This window comes from Nonomuraea longispora (assembly GCF_004348345.1).
GTDB lineage: Bacteria > Actinomycetota > Actinomycetes > Streptosporangiales > Streptosporangiaceae > Nonomuraea > Nonomuraea longispora.
This window is the reverse complement of record NZ_SMJZ01000096.1, coordinates 12858-30726: the sequence shown is the minus strand read 5'-3', so window position 1 is coordinate 30726 and position 17869 is coordinate 12858. Positions and strand designations below refer to the sequence as shown.

The following is a 17869-nucleotide window of genomic DNA, read 5'->3' as shown; positions in this document are numbered from 1 at the left end:
GCACGGGCACGGCTGGCACCGCCGCCTGCTGTTCGTGCCCGGCTACGACGGGGGCGGGGAACGGGAGCCGTACAGCCGCTGGGGGGCGGTGCGCGCGTGGAAGCCGAGCGCCTACACCGGCCACGAGGGCGGGGACGCCAACTCCCCGTACGACGTCGCGCTGGTGAGGGTGGAGAACATCTACACCGACCAGACGTTGCAGGACCGGGTGGGCGCCTACACCGTGCTGCGCAACCAGGGAGGCAGCTTCAGGGTCAACACGCTCGGCTACCCCGCCGTGCACAAGGACCGCGCCTACCAGGGCAAGGACCAGCGGTGGTGCCAGGGCCGCACCCGGCCGTCCCGCCCCTACGAGCCGCGCAGCCACGACGTACGTTTCGGCGGGCTGACCACCCACAACTGCGAGTCGGCCGACGGCGGCAACGGCGGACCGTGGATGCTGCGCGCCCCGGGCAGCGGCCTGGTCGGCGTGACGTCGACCGGCCGGTCGCACCACGGCGACAACGGCAGCACCACCGCCACGGCCATGGGCATCGACTCCTACGGCGCCGTCGTCCGGGCGGCCGACCCCCACGGCGTCCACGACCAGCTGTCGATCAGCGCCGACGTGGCGGAGGGGACGATCGAGCAGGGGGAGAGCACCACGGCCACCCTGACGGTCGCCATGCGCGGGCTGAGCGGCGCGGCGGGCGTGCCCGTCACCGTCCGGCTGCCGCGCGGGTTCCGCCTGGTGCCCGGCTCGGAATCGGACTGCGAAGGGTCGTACGGCGAGGTGACCTGCATGGTCGACGCCATCTACCCGGGTCAGACGGTGGAGCTCAACCTGCGGATCGCGGCCGGCGACGCCGCCCCCGGCAGCCACCGTTTCCGCGCGGCCGTCGAGCGTACCCATCTCAACCCCGAACCGCGCGGCACCACCGCGTCCCTCAGGATCCGCGTCCTGCGCTGAGCCATTCCGCCCCGCGGGCGGACCTGCCCGCCCTCATGCGGGGGCGGGCTTGGCCCTGACGTGCATGCGCTCGCCCTGCGGCCCGAACAGGGCCAGCACCTCGGCCGGCTCGTCGGTGGGGTTGGCGAAGGCGTGCGGCGTCCGCGTGTCGAACTCGGCCGCCTCGCCCGGGGTGAGGATCACGTCGTGCCGCCCGAGCAGCAGCCGCAGCCGCCCCGACAGGACGTACAGCCACTCATAACCCTCGTGGACCTGCTGCTCCAGCTCGCAGCCGGGCCAGTGCGGCGGGTAGATCTGCTTGAACGCCTGCAACCCGCCCGGCCGGCGGGTCAGCGGGATGTACGTCCTGCCCCCTTTGAGTTTGACCGGCCGCATGTGCACCCGGGGGTCGCCGGTGACGGGCGCGTCGATCAACTCGTCGAGCTGCACCTGGTGGGCTCTGGCCAGCAGGAGCAGCAGCTCCAGCGTCGGCTTGCGCTGCCCGGCCTCCAGGCGTGAGAGCGTGCTGACGGAGACCCCCGTGCTCGTCGACAACTGCGCCAGCGTCACGCCGCGCTCCTGCCGCAGCGCCCGCAGCCGCGGACCCACCGCCTGCAGCACTTCATCGAGTTCCATGGTCCCACTTTGCCACTTCGGCAATGAAATTTGTCATGTTGGGGTCGCGTCGCGGACAGTGGCCGCACCACACGGACAGGAGGAGCGGCAATGGAATCGAGATATGACGTGGTGGTCATCGGAGGCGGCGCCGCCGGACTGAGCGGCGCGCTCACGCTGACGAGGGCGCGCCGCAGGGTGCTGGTGATCGACGAGGGCCGGCCGCGCAACGCGCCGGCCGACGGCGTGCACGTCTACCTGGGGCGCGAGGGCGTGCCGCCGCACGACCTCCTCGCGGCCGGCCGCGAGGAGGTGGCCGGGTACGGCGGCGAGATCGTCACCGGCACCGTCGAGACCGCCGAGCGCGTCGGCAGGGGTTTCCGGCTCGGGCTCGCCGACGGGTCGCAGGTCGAGGCCGCCCGGCTGCTGGTGACCACCGGCCTGGTCGACGAGCTGCCCGACATCCCCGGGCTGGCCGGGCTGTGGGGCCGCGACGTGCTGCACTGCCCGTACTGCCACGGCTGGGAGGTGCGCGACCAGGCGATCGGCGTCATCGCCACCGGCCCGCTCGCCGTTCACCAGGCGCTGCTGTGGCGGCAGTGGAGCGAGGACGTGACGCTCTTCCGCCACACCGCGCCCGAGTTCGGCGGGGAGGAGGCCGAGCAACTCGTCGCCAGGGACATCACGGTCGTGGAAGGGCGTATCACCGGGCTGGAGCTGACCGAGGGCCGGCTCAGCGGCGTGCGGGTCGGCGGCGCGGTCGTGCCGCGCCGGGCCCTCACCGTCTCCACCCGGCTCATCGCCCGCTCCGGCGTGCTCGCCGGGCTGGGGGTGCAGACGGCCGAGCAGGAGACCCTCGGGCACGTGATCGGCACCCACGTCCCCGCCGACCCGACAGGCGCGACCAACGTGCCCGGCGTGTGGGTGGCGGGGAACGTGACCAACCTGGTCGAGCAGGTCATCGGCTCGGCCGCGGCGGGCGTCCGGGCGGGCGCGGCCATCAACGCCGACCTGATCGCCGGGGAGACTCGCCAGGCCGTCGCCGTGCACCGGGCGCACGCGGCCGGCCAGATCCCCCCGGAGGAGTTCTGGGACGGCTTCTACCGCGAGCGCCCGCAGATCTGGAGCGGGAAGCCCAACATCATGCTCGTGCGCGAGGCCGCGGACCTGGAGCCGGGCCGGGCGCTCGACCTCGGGTGCGGCGAGGGCGCCGACGCGATCTGGCTCGCGGAGCGGGGCTGGCGGGTGACGGCCACCGACATCTCCCGCGTCGCGCTCGACCGGGCGGCCGAGCACGCCAAGGCCGCGGAGGTGGCCGACCGCATCGACTGGCAGCGCCACGACCTGGGCAAAACCTTCCCCGACGGGCGGTACGACCTGGTCTCGGCCTCGTACCTGCACTCGAAGGGCGAACTGCCGCGCGAGAAGATCCTGCGCTCCGCGGCGGCGGCCGTCGCGCCCGGCGGAGTGCTGCTCGTCCTCGGGCACGGCGGCTGGCCGAGCTGGGAGCACGACCCGATGCCCGAGGTGCACTTCCCGACCACACAGGAGGTGCTCGACGCGCTCGAACTGCCGGAGGGGGAGTGGGAGGTGCTGCGCAGCGAGGAGTACGAGCGCAGCCACCACGACCACGAGGGCCGGCCGGGCACCCGCACCGACAACGTGCTGAAGGTCCGCCGCCTCCCCTGACAGGCCGGCGCGCGGCGAGGAGGGCAGAGAGCTGTGCGTCCTGGCGGATGACACGGTGGGAACGGCATGGGTGGGAGGTGACCCTGACCCGCCCAGGTGTGATCGGGAAGCCCATTGTCACCGGAGACGACTGCCATCAGGGACGACAACGTCCGGCATCCGCGCGCCACCTGTCAGGTGCTCGCTTCCCTCGAAGACGTCACCTACCGGGCGGATTACGAGAGTGACTGCGGCCGTGGGTGGTGAACCACGTCGCGACCTGCACCCGGGAGGAGAGAGACAGCTTGGTCATGATGTGCTCGACGTGCCCTTCGGCGGTGCGCTGCGCGATGACCAGCCTGGCGGCGATCTCCTTGTTGCTCAGCCCCTGTGCGACGAGTTCTGCGACCTCCTGCTCCCGGGGGGTCAGGACGGAGGGCCGCCGGCGTTGCGCCGGCGGGCTCCGGTCGACGTCGAGCGCGTGGTCGACGGCTTCGTCGAGGGACAGGCCGGCGCCTCGCCGGAAGGCGCTCAGGTACGCGTCCCCGCCCAGGGCGTCGCGCACCCGCGTCTCGCAGAGGTTGTGGAAGTCGGTGAAGGACCGCAGCCCCGGCGTCGCCGTGCCGATCGACCGCCAGGTCGCGCAGGCGGCGCCGAACAGGGTGGCCGCCCGCTCCTCCCGGCCGTGCGCCGCCTCGATCCAGGCCAGCACCTCCAGGCTCTCGGCGACGCCCCACCGGTCGTCGTGGCGGCGCATGACGTCGAGCCCCTTCTTGACCAGCGCCGCCGCCTGGTCCTGCGCTCCCTGGAACCAGTGCGCCAGGCCGGCCACCCACAGGGCGTTGGACCTGGACAGGTAGGCGCTGCGGCCCTCGCACATCGCCAGGCACTCCGCCGCGTATGCAGCGGCCTGATCAGTGTCGCCCGACGCCGAGTAGACGATGACCAGGTGGAACAGGGTCATCCACACTCCGGCCTGGTCGCTGGCGGCGAGGTAGCGCTCGCGCGCCTCCGTCAGGAGCGCCAGGGCCTCCTGGTGCTCGCCTCCCAGATGGGCGGCCAGCCCGGAGAAATGGGTGACGCTCGCCAGCGCGGCCGGGAGATCCAGCCGCTGCGCGAGGTCGCGGCTCTCGCTGAGCAGGGGCTTGGCCGCGTCCACGTCGCCCTGCCTGAGGGCGAACCACGCCGCCACCCACAGCGCGTCGGCGCGGATCGGGGTGGCCTCGGGAGCCAGCTCCAGGGCTCGGGCCAGCCTGCGGCGGCCCTCGCCGAACGAGCCGGCGGTGAAGAGCCAGTAGTTCCACAGCGAGCTGACGATCTCCAGCGCGGCGGGCGCTTCGCCGGGCTCGCCGAGACTGAACTCCAGCGCGGCCCTGATTCCGTCCTGGTCGCACTGGAGCCGGGTGACCCACTCCGCCTGGTCAGGACCGAACCACTCCTGCCGTGCCCGTCGCGCCAGGCTCAGATAGTGGTCGCGGTGCCGCCTGCGCAGCGCGGGCTCCTCGCCGGAGCCGGCCAGGATGTCCCGACCGTACTCCCGGATGTTGTCGAGCAGACGGTATCGCGCCCGTCCGGCCCGCTCCGTGCGCGTCAGGATCGACTTGTCCAGCAGTCCGCCCAGCAGATCGAACACCTCGTCCGGGGCGATCTCGTCGCTGGAGCAGACCTGCTCGGCGGACTCCAGGCCGAACTCGCCGGGAAACACCGACAACCGGGCCCACAGAACGCGTTCGGCGGGCTCGCAGAGGTCGTAACTCCAGTCGATCGCCGCGCGCAGCGTCCGGTGCCTGGGCACGGCGGTCTGCCGGCGGTCGGCAAGGAGCCGGAAACGGTCGTCCATCCGGTCGAGAATCTCGGCCACGGGCAGAACTCTCAGCCGCGCCGCGGCGAGCTCGATGGCCAACGGGAGGCCGTCCAACCGCCGGCACAGCTCGGCGACCCGCTCGCCGTCGTCCCCGAGGGTGAAACCCGGCTGTACGGCCGCGGCCCGTTCGGCGAACAGGGTCACCGCCTCGCTGAGGTCCGCTGACTGCCCGGGCAGGGGGAGGGTGAGCGGCGGCACCGTGAACACACACTCGCCCTCCACGCCGAGGGTCTCCCGGCTGGTCGCGAGGATCCGCAGCTCGGGGGCCGCGCCCAGCAGCTTGCCGGCCAGTACGGCCACCGGCAGAGGCATGTGCTCACAGTTGTCCAGCACGAGCAGGAGCTGCCGGGACTCCAGCAGTTCGGCCAGGCCGGAGTCGGGCCGGCGCGGCGATTCGTCGCGGAACCCGAGGGCGTCGACGACGGCGGGCGCGAGGGACTCGGCGTCGTGCAGGGGGGCGAGGTCGACCAGCCACACGCCGTCACGGAACGCCCGGCGTGCGTCGGCGGCGAGGCGTAGCGCGAGCCTGGTCTTGCCCACGCCGCCGGCGCCGGTCAGCGTCAGCATGCGGGTCTGGGTCATGAGCCGCCGCGCCTCGGCGAGCTCGTGACGGCGGCCGACAAAGCTCGACAGTTCGAGCGGCAGGTTGCCTTCGGTCCGTTTCGGCACCATGGTTCACAGTAACGTGCCAGGTCAAGCCGGGTTCGGCCGACCCTCGTCGTGCTCCGGAATTCAAAATCTACAATGTAAAGGCGCCGGGTTCGGCGCAGTACGCCGTACCCTTACCGGAAACCCGCACCGGCGCGGCAGCGGCCGGCACGAACGCCGACCGCCCCGGGCGCAGGGTGAGGCCCTCGCCCAGGCGGGTCTCGCCGTCGAGGCAGAGCACGATCCGCGGCACGCCGCCGGGCAGGGTGTGGGCGGCTTCGCCGGTCAGGTCGTAGCGGATGAGCGCGAACTCGGGGGCGGGCGGCCGGTAGTGGTGCTCGCCGGCGGTGTCGTGGCCGGGGTGGATGAGGTGCGGGCCGGCCGGCGTGAAGTCGACGACGCGCATGAGCTCGGGGACGTCGACGTGCTTGGTGGTGAGGCCGCACCGCAGCACGTTGTCGGAGTTGGCCATGATCTCCACCCCGATGCCGTCCAGATAGGCGTGGGGCACCCCGGCGCCGAGGTAGAGCGCCTGGCCGGGGAACAGGTCGACGTGGTGCAGGAGGAGGGCGGCGACGATGCCGGGGTCGCCGGGGCAGGCGCGGGCGATGCCGGCGTAGGGGGCCAGTTCGTCGTCGCCGGTGCCGATGAGAGCATGCTCGACCTGGTCGCGCAGCGGCCCGGACGCGTCGTCGAGCATCTGCGCGAACACGGTGCGCAGGGCGGTCCGCGGCTCGGCGGAGCGGAGGGTGCCGGTCCAGGAGCGCAGGTCCGGCAGGCGCAGGCGGTCGAGGAGGTCGGCGGTGGCGGCGGGGTCACGGAACCCGCACAGGCCGCGGAAGGGAGTGATGGCGCAGACCATCTCGGGTTTGTGCGAGGTGTCCTTGTAGGTGCGGGTGGGGTCGTCGAGGGGGATGCCGCGGGCGTTCTCGTCGGCGAACCCGGCCCCGGCCTGTTCGGTGGTCGGGTGGACCTGGAGGGAGAGCGGCCGCTCGATGGCGAGGACCTTCAGCAGGTAGGGGAGCGCGGGCCCGAACCGGGCGGTGGAGCGTTCGCCGAGGGTGGCGGCGGGGTCTCGGGTGATGAGGTCGTTGAGCGGGATGCCGGCGACGGTCGAGGGGGCGCCGGGGTGGGCGCCCATCCAGAGTTCGGCCTGCGGCCGGCCGGTGGGTTCCGTCCCGAACAGCTCGGGCAGGGCGGTGACCGAGCCCCAGTCGTAGGGGCGGATGGTGGTGGCCAGGCGCATGGGCGCGTCGGTCGGTGGCAGGTCGGGGTGTGGCACGGCGTCGGCTCCAATCGTCGTCCATGGAGATTAGAACGCGACCGGCGGCGGTGGGTATTCGGGTGCCGTTCCGGCCGGTGATTCGCCGCGGGCCCCCTGTTCAGGGGGCCCGCGGCGAATCACCGGGCGGATCCTGGGCTGGTCACTGGGCGCGCGGCCCGAGCAGCACGGGCATGGTGCGGGTGCTGTTGCCGAGCAGGGTGTCCAGCGGGCGCAGCTCTTCCGCCGGTACGGCGGGCGCGATCTCCGGGAACGCGTCGAAGAGCGCCGACAGCGCCACTTCGGCCTCGAGGCGGGCCAGTGGCGCGCCGAGGCAGAAGTGCGGGCCGTGCCCGAAGGACAGGTGGGTGGCCGGCGGGTCGGTGAGGTCGAACAGGTGCGCGTCCTCGCCGTACTGGTCGGGGTCGCGTCCCGCGGAGGCGAAGCAGGCCAGTACAGGTTCCCCCGCGCGCACCCGTACGCCGTCGATCTCGACGTCGCGCCGGGCGTAGCGCATGGGGAAGTAGGCGATCGGCGAGTCCCAGCGCAGGGTCTCCTCCACGGCCGCGCTGTAGGGGCATTTGCCCGTGCGCAGCAGCTCGACCTGGTCGGGTACGTGGAGCAGGGCGCCGATGGCGTTGGTGATGAGGTTGACCGTGGTGACGTGGCCGGCGATGAACAGCAGCTCGATGGTGGCGAACAGCTCGTCGTTGGAGAGCCTGCCGCCGTCCTGCTCGCGCAGCGTGATGAGGTCGGTGATGAGGTCCTCGCCGGGGCTGTCGCGCCGCTCGTCGATGATCTGGCCGAGCAGCACGTGCAGGGCCTGGCGCAGGTCGGGTGTGTCGTCGAGGCTGCCGCCGACCTGGGCGACGGCGTCGGTCAGCTCGTGGAGCTTCTCCTGGTGGGCGGCCGGGATGCCGATCATGTCCGAGATGACGTCGCGGGGCAGCGGGTAGGCGTACTCCTTGCGCATGTCGACCGGCCGGCCGGGCGGCATGGCGGCGAGCCGGTCGATGAGGGCGGCGGTGAGCTCCTCGATCCTCGGGCGCAGCCCTTTGAGCCGGCGGGGGGTGAAGGCGGGCGTCAGCGGGGCGCGTAGCCGGCGGTGTTCGTCTCCTTCCGCGTTGAGCAGCGAGGTGTCGGTGACGATGCGGGTGATGGCGGTGCCCGGCGGGGCGCTGTCGCGGTCTTTCCAGTAGCGCAGTTCCCTGGACAGGTCCGGGTGGGTCAGTACGGCCAGCAGCGTGGAGTAGCGGGTGGCGGCCCAGGTGTGCACGCCTTCGGCGTCTACCGGGACGAGCGGTCCCGCGGCGCGCAGCCTGTCGTCGTCGCCGTGCAGGTCGCTGGTGGCCGGGTCGAGGATGAAGCGGCTGTGGTCGGTCATGGGTCATCCCGTTCGTCGTGGGCCGACCGCGAGCGCGGTCACGTCGAAGCCGGGGTCCTGGTCGAGGTAGAGGTCGCGGACCAGCTCGCCGGCGGCGGGCGCGTTGCACAGTCCGTGGCCGGAGAAGCCGGTGGCGTACAGGAACGCGGGAGGCCCCGGCTGGTGGCCGATGAAGGCGGTGCGGTCGGGGCTCGCGTCGCGCAGGCCGGTGACGGCGGTGTGCAGCGTGAGCTCCGCGAGGCTCGGGTAGACCTCGGAGACCCGCCGGGCGACGTCGCGCCGCCAGGCCTCCCGGTCGGGCCCCGGGTAGCCCATGCCGATCAGCATGCGGTCGTCGCGGACCCGGATGAGCAGGCCGGTGGCGGCGTGCAGGGTGACCGGCACGTCGGGTGTGCCGGGCGGCAGCGGGTCGGTGGTGAGCAGTTCCTGCTCGATGGGTTCGGTGAGCGGCAGGTCGACGCCCGCGCAGCGGACGAGTGAGGCCGACCAGGCGCCGGCGGCGCAGATGATCGCGTCGGCGCCGATCTCGCCGCTGGCCGTGCGGAGGCGGCCGGCCTGCGCGTCGATGCCGGTGACCGGGCAGCCGGTACGCAGGACGGCGCCGGCCTTCTCGGCCGCCTGCGCGTAGGCGGTGACGATGGCCGTGGTGTCGGAGATGTAGGCCTGCGGCGAGTAGGCGGCGGCCAGCAGCGGTGTGTCGCCGCCGACGAGCGGGTTGTGCTCGCGCGCCTCCTCGGCGGTGATGAGGCGGACGTCGACGCCGGCGGCGTGCTGGGCGGGCAGGTCGGCCTGGAAGGCGGACAGCTGTTCCGGCTCGGTGAACAGGACCAGGTAGCCGACCTGCCGCAGGGGCAGGTCGATGCCTGGCCGGTCCGGGAAGGCGTGGTAGGCCTGCAGGCTCCGTACGGCCAGCGCGGAGCTGACGGGGTTGCCGGCGAAGTAGGAGCGGACGACGTCGGCGGTGGCGCGGGAGGCGCCGGAGCCGAGGGTGCCGCGTTCGAGGAGGGTGACGTCGACGCCGGCTTCAGCCAGGTGGTAGGCGATTGACAGGCCGATCACGCCGCCGCCGACCACCACCACCCGGGGGCCGCCGTTCATGCCGGCTCCCGTACGACGCGCAGGCTTTCGCCGGCCTGCCAGGGGAACAGGTGCAGGTTCCAGCCGCCCAGGCAGTTGCAGTAGAGGGCCATGTGGGCCATGACGGAGATGAAGTCCTCGTGGCTGTCGAGGCGTTCGAGTCCCGACAGGAGGCGCTGGGTGAAGTCCCAGAGGGTGTCGAGGCCGCAGTAGCCGAGGAACTCGGCGGGGGTGGCGGCGAGTTGGCGGGTCATCTGGCGCAGCCACGGCATGGGCATGCCGTCGAGGGCGGCGCGGACGAGGCCGCCGTAGCAGCTGTAGCCGAGCGGGCGGGTCTCGCCGTTGACGAACAGGAGTGTGGTCAGGACGGTCTCGTAGCTGCCCGCGCCGGAGGGGATGCGGCCCTCGTGCAGGGCGACGAGCTCGCGTGGCGGGTCGAGCCAGATGCGTTCGGTCTCGGCGTGGACGTCTTTGACGAGTTCGTTGAGCTGCGGGTCGCCGATGGGCAGGCGGGGCAGGACGTGGCCGCTGTCCTGGCCGGCGCGGCGTACTTCGGCGATGACGGGCTCTTTGGTGGTGTAGACGGCGTTCCAGACGTCGCGGCCGGCCTGAATGAGGGCGTCGAGGTCCTCTTCCGCGACCTGGCCGACGGGGGTGGCGGTCATGGGTTCGGTGAGTTCGCCGTACTTGATGCCCAGGTGTTGCAGGCGGGAGCAGAACAGGGTGCCGTCGGGCACGGTGCGGCGGTCCACGCGGTATTCCGCGGGGGCGTGCAGCAGCGAGTGGACCGGGGCCACGTGGTAGAGGTGGTATCCCGCCACCAGGGCGTGTCCTTGCAGGCTGCGGTAGGGGAGCGCGTCCCACAGGCATTGGGCCAGGGCGGGGTTGCGCTCGTCGAGTTGGGCCGCCACGGTGATGCCGAGGCCGGGCCAGGTTATTTCCACACGCTTAGTCTCGTTCACAGTACGTCACTGTATCGTCGCATTTTGTGGCGATACAGGGCGTGGTCAGGGTATTTACCCGGACATGACCGCATCTGGGTGCTGCCCGAGCAGCGCCCCGCTCTGCAGCAGCCGCTCCCTGAAGTCCGTCACCTGCGGCCTGGAGCCGAAGGAAGGCCGTCCACCGTGCGGGCCCGAACGCTCGCGGGCCCTCGCGGTAGAGGGTGAGCGCCGCAGTTCGCCGATGCACTCTTCGGCTGCCCGCCGGCGCATCAGGATGGCGACGTGGGCGAACACGTGGGTGGGCGACCCGCCCACCCCGCTCTCCTCCCGGACGGGTGGTCAGCCCTTGATGCCGGAGAGCAGGACGCCCCTGACGATCCAGCGCTGCGCGATGAGGAAGAGGGCGACCAAGGGCAGGATGGCCACGAGCGCGCCGGCGAACAGCGCGGGAAGGTTGACCGCCTGCTGGTTGAGGTTGGTGGACAGCGCCACCTGCACGGTCCAGTACTCCGGGTCCTGGCCGATGACCAGCGGCCACAGGAAGGCGTTCCAGTGCTCGATGAAGGACAGGATGCCGAGCGAGGCGAACAGGGCGCCGGAGTTCGGCAGCGCCAGGCGGGCGTAGAGGCCGAGGAAGCCCAGGCCGTCCACCCGGCCCGCGTCCTCCAGCTCGCGGGGGAAACGCAGGTAGAAGCCGCGGAACAGCAGGACGGCGAACGCGCTGAACAGGCCGGGGGCGATCAGCCCCCACAGGGTGTTCACCCCGCCCATCGAGCCGACCACGACGAACGTCGGGATGAACGTGGCCGCGCCCGGCACCATCATCGTGGCGATGATGAAGTAGAACACCGGCTTGGACGCCGCCACGGGGATGCGGGCCAGCGCATATCCGGCCATCGACGCCAGGAGCGTCGACAGGGGCGCCGAGATCGCGGCTATGAGCGTGGAGTTCCACAGGGCGTTGGCCAGCGGCACCGCCTCGTTGCCGAAGGCGTCGGCGAAGCCCTGGAAGCTGATCTCCTCCGGCCACCATTGCCAGTCGAGCGAGCCCAGCTCCCGCCTGGTCATGAGGGCGTTGCGGATCAGCAGGTAGAACGGCAGCAGGAACGGCACCGCGAAGACGACGGCGGCCGCGTACGAGCCCAGATGCCGTTTCCTCATCGCCCCTCCTCCTCTCCGGTCCTGCCGAACCCGGCGAAGCGGCCCTGCAGCAGCGTGAACACCACGATCAGCGCGGTGACGATGAACGCGCCCGCGGATCCGGCGCCGTAGTTCTGCTCGCCGAGCGCCGTCTGGAACAGGTAGATCAGCGGTGTCCTGCCGTCGGCGCTCCCCAGCCCCGACAGGTTGGAGGCGAGGATGTTGTAGAACTCGTCGAACGCCTGGAACGCGTTGATGATCAGCAGCAGCGTCACGGCGACCGACGTGTTGCGCAGCATCGGCCAGGTGATGTGGCGGAACAGCTGCCATTCGGTGTGCGCGCCGTCCACCCGCGCCGCCTCGTACAGCTGGGCGGGGATCTGCTGGATGCCGGCCAGGAACAGGATCATGTAGAGGCCCGTCTGCAGCCACAGCCGGACCGTGACCAGTACGATCCAGTACAGCGGCGGGTCCACGGTCGCCACCCAGCCGATGGTGTCCTCGTAGCCGAGCAGGTAGGCCAGGCTGTTGGCCACGCCCGAGGGTGTGCCGCTGAACAGGCTCATCTTCCACACCAGCGCCCCGACCACGTACGAGACGGCCGTGGGGATGAAGAAGGTGGTCCTGAAGATCGCCCGCCCGCCGCGCAGGCGGTTGACCAGCACCGCCAGGCCGAGCGCCAGGGCGAACGTCACCGGGACGATGAACAGCGTGAACACCAGGATGGTGACCAGCGACCTGGTGAAAGCCGGGTCGCCCAGCAGCCGCCGGTAGTTGTCCAGGCCGTTCCACGAGCCGAGGCTGATGGTGCCGCGGGCGTCGTTGAAGCTGAGCAGCAGGCCCCAGCCGATGGCGACGTACTTGAACAGCAGCAGACCGGCCACCATCGGCAGGGTGAGCAGGAGGAACGCGCGCCAGGCCGGCCACCGGGAGGCCCACCGCGCGGGAGCGCGGTGCGGCCCGCCGGCGCGGGGGCGGGCGGGCGCGGCCGTCGTCATAGCGTGGGCACCTTGTCCAGGATGTCCTGGGACCGCTTGGCCGCCTCCGCCAGGGTCTTGGCCGGGTCGGCGTCCTTCTTGACGATGGCGGTGACGGCGTCGTCGTAGGGCTGGCGGACCTCGGGGGTCCACAGGGCGGGCTGCTTGACGCCGTGGGTGTTCGCGGCCTCCATCACCTTCTGCGCCTGGCCGGTGCGCAGCTTGTCCGCCGCGTTGGCGGCGCTGGTGCGGGGCGGGATGTGGAAGCCGTAGCCCAGGTTCCAGTCGGTCTGCGCGGCGGTGTTCTCCACCCACAGCCAGCGCACGTACTTCTTGGCCGCCTCCAGGTGGGCGCTCTTGCCGTTGACGACCTGCACCCAGCCGCCCATGTTGACCACCTGACGGCCGCCGGGCCCGAACGCCGGCAGGGGGAAGGCGCCGAAGTCGTCGCCCAGTTCCGCCGTCATGCCGGGAACGGCCCACATGCCGACCCACTGCATGGCCGCCGCGCCGGTGATCAGCGCGCCCGGGTCCCACCAGTCGGTCGAGTAGCCCTGCAGGGTGACCTTGCTGTCGTGCAGGCCTTTGAGCGCGGTCAGCGCCTCGACCACCTTCGGGTCGTCGTAGACGATCTCGCGGTCCTCGACCAGCAGGTTGCCGTTCGACCAGGGCACCAGCATCCCCAGGTCGCCGATGCCGTCGTTGCCGACGAACAGGCCCTTCTGCTTGCCGGCGGTGAGCGTCCTGGCCGCCGCGGCGAACTCGGCGAAGGTCGTCGGCACCGCCACGCCGGCCTTCTGGAACAACGACGTGCGGTAGAACACCAGCATCGGGTCCACGACCATGGGCACCGCGTAGACCTTGCCGCCCCACGTGTACGGCGCCAGCACCTTCGCGTCGAAGTCGGACTTCTCCGCGCCGAGGACGTCGTCGAGCGGCGTGACCTGCTCGGCCTTGACCATGTCGGGGCTGACGTCGTTGACCTCGTAGACGTCGGGGCCGTCGGAGGTCAGGACGGCGGCCGTCCACTTGGTGCCGTAGTCGCCGGGGATCCAGGACACCTTGACCGCGATGTCGGGGTTGGCCTTGGTGAAGTCGGCGGCGTAGCGCAGGGCCGCCTGCTGCGTGCCCTCCTCGCCGTACTCGTGGTACCAGTGGTTCAAGGTGATCTTGGCGTTGCCCGCGGCGGGTGAGGTCTTGGTCTTGGCCAGCGGGTCGCCACCGCACGCGGAGACGGCGGCGCCGGCGACGAAGAGCACGGAGCCTTTGAGCAGTCCGCGGCGGCTGAGTGGTCTGTCCATCGGGGCCACCTCTCGTTGAGGGGGGTGAGATCGGTGCCGATGCGAGGTAACCGGTTACTTCTGACGTCGTGAGGCGGACGTTAGACGCGCCCGGCAGGTGCCGTCAATGTGCTGTTAACTTTTCGTTACAAAGCCGCTGGATCCGGTCTTGACGGGCCGTGGCAGATCTCCTAGCGTCCAGGGCGTTCGCCATGTAACCGGTTACCTGCCTGGAGGCCTGCCGTGAGACTGCCGCCTGCCGATCGGGCCGCCTCCGCACGCACCGGCCCCACCCGGGAGCCCGCCGCCCCCGGGGGTGCCCGGTGAGCACGCCCGGCCGGGTCACCATCCGCGACGTGGCGCGGCGGGCCGGGGTGTCCGTGGCCACCGTCTCCCGGGTGCTGGCCGGCGGCTATCCCGTACTGGCCGTCACCCGCAACAAGGTCTTGCGGGCCGTACGCGAGCTCGACTACGTCCCCAACGCCCACGCCAGGGCCCTGTCGGCGGCCCGCCCCGGCGCCATCGCGATCGTCGTCGACAGCGTCGCCATGCCCTACTACGCCTACATCGCCCAGGGGGTGGAGGAGCAGGCCGCGCAGGAGGGCCGGCTGTCGCTGATCTGCACCACCGGCGGCGACACCGGCCGCGAGCTGTCGATCGTGCAGCTCCTGCGCGAGCAGCGGGCCGAGGCCGTCATCCTGGTCGGCAGCGTGATCCTGGACGACGAATACCGCAAGCGGATGACCGAGTACGCGCACGCGCTGGCCGCCGCGGGCTCGCGCCTGGTGCTGTGCGGCCGCCCGCCGCTGGGGGAGGGCGTGCCGGCCCTGGTCGTCGGCTACGACAACACCGGCGGCGCCCACGCCGTGACCGCCCACCTGCTCTCGGCCGGCCACCGCAGGATCCTCTACCTCGGGCTGCGGCCCGGCCACACCACCTCCGACAGCCGGGTGGCCGGCTACCGCAGCGCGCTGGCCGAGCACGGCGTGCCCGCCGACCCGGCCCTGGAGGTGGAGGCGGAGTTCACGCGCGAGGCCGGGTACGACGCGATGAAACGCCGCCTGGCCGAGGGGCCGCCCGGCTTCACCGCCGTCTTCGCCGGCAACGACCTGGTGGCCTCGGGAGCGATCCAGGCGCTGGACGAGCACGGGCTGAGCGTGCCCGGAGACGTCTCGATCGTCGGTTACGACGACGTGCCGCCGGCCCAGGACCTGCGCCTGACGACCGTGCACCTGCCGCACGACGAGCTCGGCCGGGCCGCCGTACGCCTCGCGCTCGGCCGGATGGCCTCCAGCCCGCTGATCCTCGGCACGCACATCGTGGTGCGCGGCTCGGTCCGGCCGCTCGGCCCCCGATGACCCTCCCGGCGAACCCGCTCGCGGCCTTCGCGCTGCAGCCGCCGCTGCTGCCCGAGCTGTTCCCGCCGGAGCTGCGCCGCCGGCTGTCGCTGGTGGCCCGGGTGCACGAGCGCGTCCTCGACCGTTTCGAGGGGCCGCTCGACGCCGACGTCCTGATCACCGGCTGGGGCTGCCCGCGCATCGACGCCGGCGTGCTGGACGCCGCGCCCCGGCTGCGCGCGGTCGTCCACGCGGCGGGCAGCGTGAAGGGCCATCTGACGGCGGAGGTGTTCGACCGGGGCATCGTCGTCTCCTCCGCGGCGCAGGCCAACGCGGTGCCGGTGGCCGACTTCACCTTGGCGATGCTCGTGCTGGCGGCCAAACAGGCGTTCGCCCGCGCCCGCGCGTACGCCGCCGGAGGCTGGTCGGGCGACGCGCTGCCGGGTGTGGCCACGCCGGGGGAGCGCGGCGGGCTGACCGGGGCGGTGGTCGGCGTCGTCGGCGCCTCGCGGGTGGGCCGGCTGGTCATCGGACGGCTGCGCGCCCACGGCGCCGACATCCTGCTCAGCGACCCGTACGCGAACGCTGAACAGGCCGCCGCGCTGGGCGCGAGCCTCGTCCCCCTCGACGAGCTGTGCCGGCGCGCGGACCTGCTGACGGTGCACGCGCCCGAGCTGCCGGAGACGCGCGGCCTGCTCGGCGACCGGCGGCTGTCGCTCCTGCGCGACGGGGCGGTGCTGGTGAACACCGCTCGCGGCGCCATCGTCGACACCGACGCGCTGGTACGCCACTGCGCGGGCGGCCGCATCGGCGCCGTCCTCGACGTGACCGACCCCGAGCCGCTGCCGCCGGGCCATCCGCTGCTCGCCCTGCCCAACGTCCTGGTGACCCCGCACATCAGCGGCGCGCGGGGACGGGAGCTGCGGCGGCTGGGGGAGTTCGCGGTGGCGGAGGTGGAGCGCCTGGTCCGCGGCCGCCCGCTCCGGGGCGCCGTCCGCCCCGCCGACCTGAACCGCATCGCCTGATGCCCGCTCACCCCGCTCCCGCGCCCGCGCTGCTGGTACGGCAGGCGCGGCAGGAGGCCGCAAGGGCGCGTACGGAACCGCTGCCCGCGCTGACCTTCGCCCTGTGGAGCCGCTACGCCGACACCGGCGACCGCCATGCCTACGAGCGCGTCTACTTCGAACGGCGCCGCCGCCTGGCCGCCCTCATGCTGGTCGCGCACCTGGACGGCCGCCCCGACCCGGCGCTTGACGACCTGCTGTGGGCGGTGTGCGACGAGTACTCGTGGGTCCTGCCGGCCCACGAGCCGCAGGACCGTCCGGTCGGCACGTTCGTCGACCTGTTCGCCGCCGAGACCGGGCACACACTGGCGGAGGCGGTGGCCCTGCTCGGCGGGCGGCTCGACCCCCGCGTACGGGACCGGGCGCGCGAGGAGGTGGAGCGCAGGGTCCTGCGCCCCCTCCTGGCCGGAACGCCCGCCCTGTGGTGGGAGTCGGCCCGGCACAACTGGGCGGCCGTCTGCGCTGGCGCGGCCGGGATGGCTGCCCTCGCCCTGGACTCCGAGCACCTGCCCGCCCTCCTGCCCCGCCTGGAACGCGCCCTGGAATCGTTCCTCGCGGGCGCGGGCCCGGACGGCGCCTGCCTGGAGGGACCCGACTACTGGTCCTACGGCTTCGGCTATTTCGTCTACTTCGCCGAGGCGCTGCGCGAGCGTACGGGCAGGGACCTGCTGGACGACCCCCACGTCCGCGAGATGGCCGCCTATCCCGCCAGGATCGACCTCGGCGACGGCGTGCGCCCGGCCTTCGCCGACTCCTCCGGCACGGGCGCCTACCCGGCCGGCCTGCTGGACCGCCTGGCGCAGCGCCTGGGCGTGCGCGTGCCGCGGCGGCGGGAGCCGTCGTTCCACGACGATCACTGCTACCGCTGGGCGCACCTGAGCCGCACCCTGTGGTGGACGGCGCCCATGCCGCCGGCGCCGCCTGCCCCGCCCGCTCCGCACGACCGCCTGCCGGACGCCGCGATCGTGGTCGCCAGGGCGGACGGTACGGCCTTCGCCGCCAAGGGCGGCCACAACGACGAGCCGCACAACCATCTCGACCTGGGCCACTTCGTCCTGCACGCCCACGGCGAGACGGTGCTGGACGACCTGGGCGCCCCCGAGTACACCCGCGACTACTTCGGCCCCGACCGCTACGCGGTGCCGCAGGCCTCGGCGGAGTGGCACTCGGTCCCGATCATCGGCGGCGCCGCGCAACGCCCCGGACGCGACCGTCGCGCCGAGACCGTCCGGTACGCGGCCGGCCCCGACACCGTGGAGTGGACGCTGGACCTGACCGCCGCCTACGACGCGCCCCGGCTCGTCCGCTTCACCCGCGCCTTCGCCTGGTGGCCGGCCCGGCTGGAGCTCACCGACACCTTCGACGTCACGGGAGGCGAATGCCCGGTGACGGAGTCGTTCGTCTCCCGCGTGCGCCCCGAGGTGCGCCGCGACTCGGTCCGCTGGGGGCCGGTCGCGCTGCGGGTCCCGCCCCCGTGGCGCGTCACGGCCGAGGACCTGGAGGTGCGCGGCCACGACGGCGTTCCCGAGACCGTGCACCGCGTACGCCTGAGCGCCGCCGTGCCGTCCGGCCCGCATACCTTCGTCTTCACCGTGGATTGACGGTCGCGGACGCAAGCGCACAAATTTGTGCCTCGATATGTTGATATATGCCCAGCAATAGGGAATACTCTGATCCAGAAG

At 72.5% G+C, this 17869-nt stretch carries 14 protein-coding genes and 1 pseudogene; 5 read left to right on the top strand and 10 right to left on the bottom strand.

Features of this window, described 5'->3' with window-relative positions; genetic code table 11:
- Positions 1 to 949 (top strand): annotated as a pseudogene (locus tag E1267_RS44540) (DUF11 domain-containing protein); the annotation flags it as partial.
- A 33-nt stretch (positions 950 to 982) separates the two neighbouring features.
- Here the strand turns inward: E1267_RS44540 and E1267_RS23960 are convergent.
- On the bottom strand, positions 983 to 1564 hold the full coding sequence (locus tag E1267_RS23960; protein ID WP_132335139.1) for a helix-turn-helix domain-containing protein: 582 nt from the start codon (positions 1562 to 1564) through the stop codon (positions 983 to 985).
- A gap of 90 nt (positions 1565 to 1654) precedes the next feature.
- On the opposite strand from E1267_RS23960, the gene E1267_RS23955 reads away from it, so the two are divergent.
- On the top strand, positions 1655 to 3232 hold the full coding sequence (locus tag E1267_RS23955) for an FAD-dependent oxidoreductase (protein WP_132335137.1): 1578 nt from the start codon (positions 1655 to 1657) through the stop codon (positions 3230 to 3232).
- Positions 3233 to 3431: 199 nt separating this feature from the next.
- Here E1267_RS23955 and E1267_RS23950 read toward each other — a convergent pair whose 3' ends face one another.
- From E1267_RS23950 to E1267_RS23910, 9 genes are all read right to left on the bottom strand, one after another.
- A complete protein-coding gene (locus tag E1267_RS23950) occupies positions 3432 to 5747 on the bottom strand; it encodes an ATP-binding protein (RefSeq protein WP_132335135.1) in 2316 nt (771 codons plus the stop codon).
- A gap of 67 nt (positions 5748 to 5814) precedes the next feature.
- Positions 5815 to 7005: a mannose-6-phosphate isomerase, class I gene (gene manA, locus E1267_RS23945; protein WP_342774873.1), complete on the bottom strand. Its 1191-nt coding sequence runs from the start codon at positions 7003 to 7005 to the stop codon at positions 5815 to 5817.
- 142 nt (positions 7006 to 7147) lie between these two features.
- The gene (locus E1267_RS23940) at positions 7148 to 8368 is read right to left on the bottom strand and encodes a cytochrome P450 family protein (protein WP_132335133.1); all 1221 of its coding nucleotides are present in this window, start codon (positions 8366 to 8368) and stop codon (positions 7148 to 7150) included.
- A 3-nt stretch (positions 8369 to 8371) separates the two neighbouring features.
- Complete coding sequence (locus tag E1267_RS23935; RefSeq protein ID WP_132335131.1) at positions 8372 to 9466, bottom strand: NAD(P)/FAD-dependent oxidoreductase; 1095 nt, start codon at positions 9464 to 9466, stop codon at positions 8372 to 8374.
- Positions 9463 to 10407 carry a cucumopine synthase-related protein gene (locus tag E1267_RS23930; RefSeq protein WP_132335129.1) on the bottom strand — a complete coding sequence of 315 codons (945 nt, stop codon included), beginning with the start codon at positions 10405 to 10407 and terminating at the stop codon, positions 9463 to 9465. The genes E1267_RS23935 and E1267_RS23930 overlap by 4 nt, the downstream gene beginning before the upstream one ends.
- A 54-nt stretch (positions 10408 to 10461) precedes the next feature.
- Entirely contained in the window at positions 10462 to 10704 is a 243-nt protein-coding gene (locus E1267_RS23925) for a hypothetical protein (RefSeq protein ID WP_132335127.1), read from the bottom strand.
- 24 nt (positions 10705 to 10728) lie between these two features.
- Positions 10729 to 11550 (bottom strand): carbohydrate ABC transporter permease, encoded by an 822-nt coding sequence (locus E1267_RS23920; RefSeq protein WP_132335125.1) that lies wholly within the window; start codon positions 11548 to 11550, stop codon positions 10729 to 10731.
- A complete protein-coding gene (locus E1267_RS23915; RefSeq protein WP_132335123.1) occupies positions 11547 to 12527 on the bottom strand; it encodes a carbohydrate ABC transporter permease in 981 nt (326 codons plus the stop codon). The genes E1267_RS23920 and E1267_RS23915 overlap by 4 nt, the downstream gene beginning before the upstream one ends.
- Entirely contained in the window at positions 12524 to 13807 is a 1284-nt protein-coding gene (locus E1267_RS23910; protein ID WP_132335121.1) for an ABC transporter substrate-binding protein, read from the bottom strand. The genes E1267_RS23915 and E1267_RS23910 overlap by 4 nt, the downstream gene beginning before the upstream one ends.
- A gap of 302 nt (positions 13808 to 14109) precedes the next feature.
- Between E1267_RS23910 and E1267_RS23905 the strand changes: the two genes are divergently transcribed.
- Genes E1267_RS23905 through E1267_RS23895 form a run of 3 tightly spaced genes read left to right on the top strand, consistent with a single transcriptional unit; the run spans position 14110 to position 17788 of the window.
- Positions 14110 to 15144, top strand: coding sequence for a LacI family DNA-binding transcriptional regulator (locus E1267_RS23905; RefSeq protein WP_132335119.1), 1035 nt, complete (start codon positions 14110 to 14112; stop codon positions 15142 to 15144).
- Positions 15141 to 16148 carry a hydroxyacid dehydrogenase gene (locus E1267_RS23900; RefSeq protein WP_132335117.1) on the top strand — a complete coding sequence of 336 codons (1008 nt, stop codon included), beginning with the start codon at positions 15141 to 15143 and terminating at the stop codon, positions 16146 to 16148. The genes E1267_RS23905 and E1267_RS23900 overlap by 4 nt, the downstream gene beginning before the upstream one ends.
- Positions 16148 to 17788 (top strand): heparinase II/III domain-containing protein, encoded by a 1641-nt coding sequence (locus tag E1267_RS23895; protein ID WP_132335115.1) that lies wholly within the window; start codon positions 16148 to 16150, stop codon positions 17786 to 17788. The genes E1267_RS23900 and E1267_RS23895 overlap by 1 nt, the downstream gene beginning before the upstream one ends.
- The last annotated feature ends 81 nt before the right edge of the window (positions 17789 to 17869 follow it).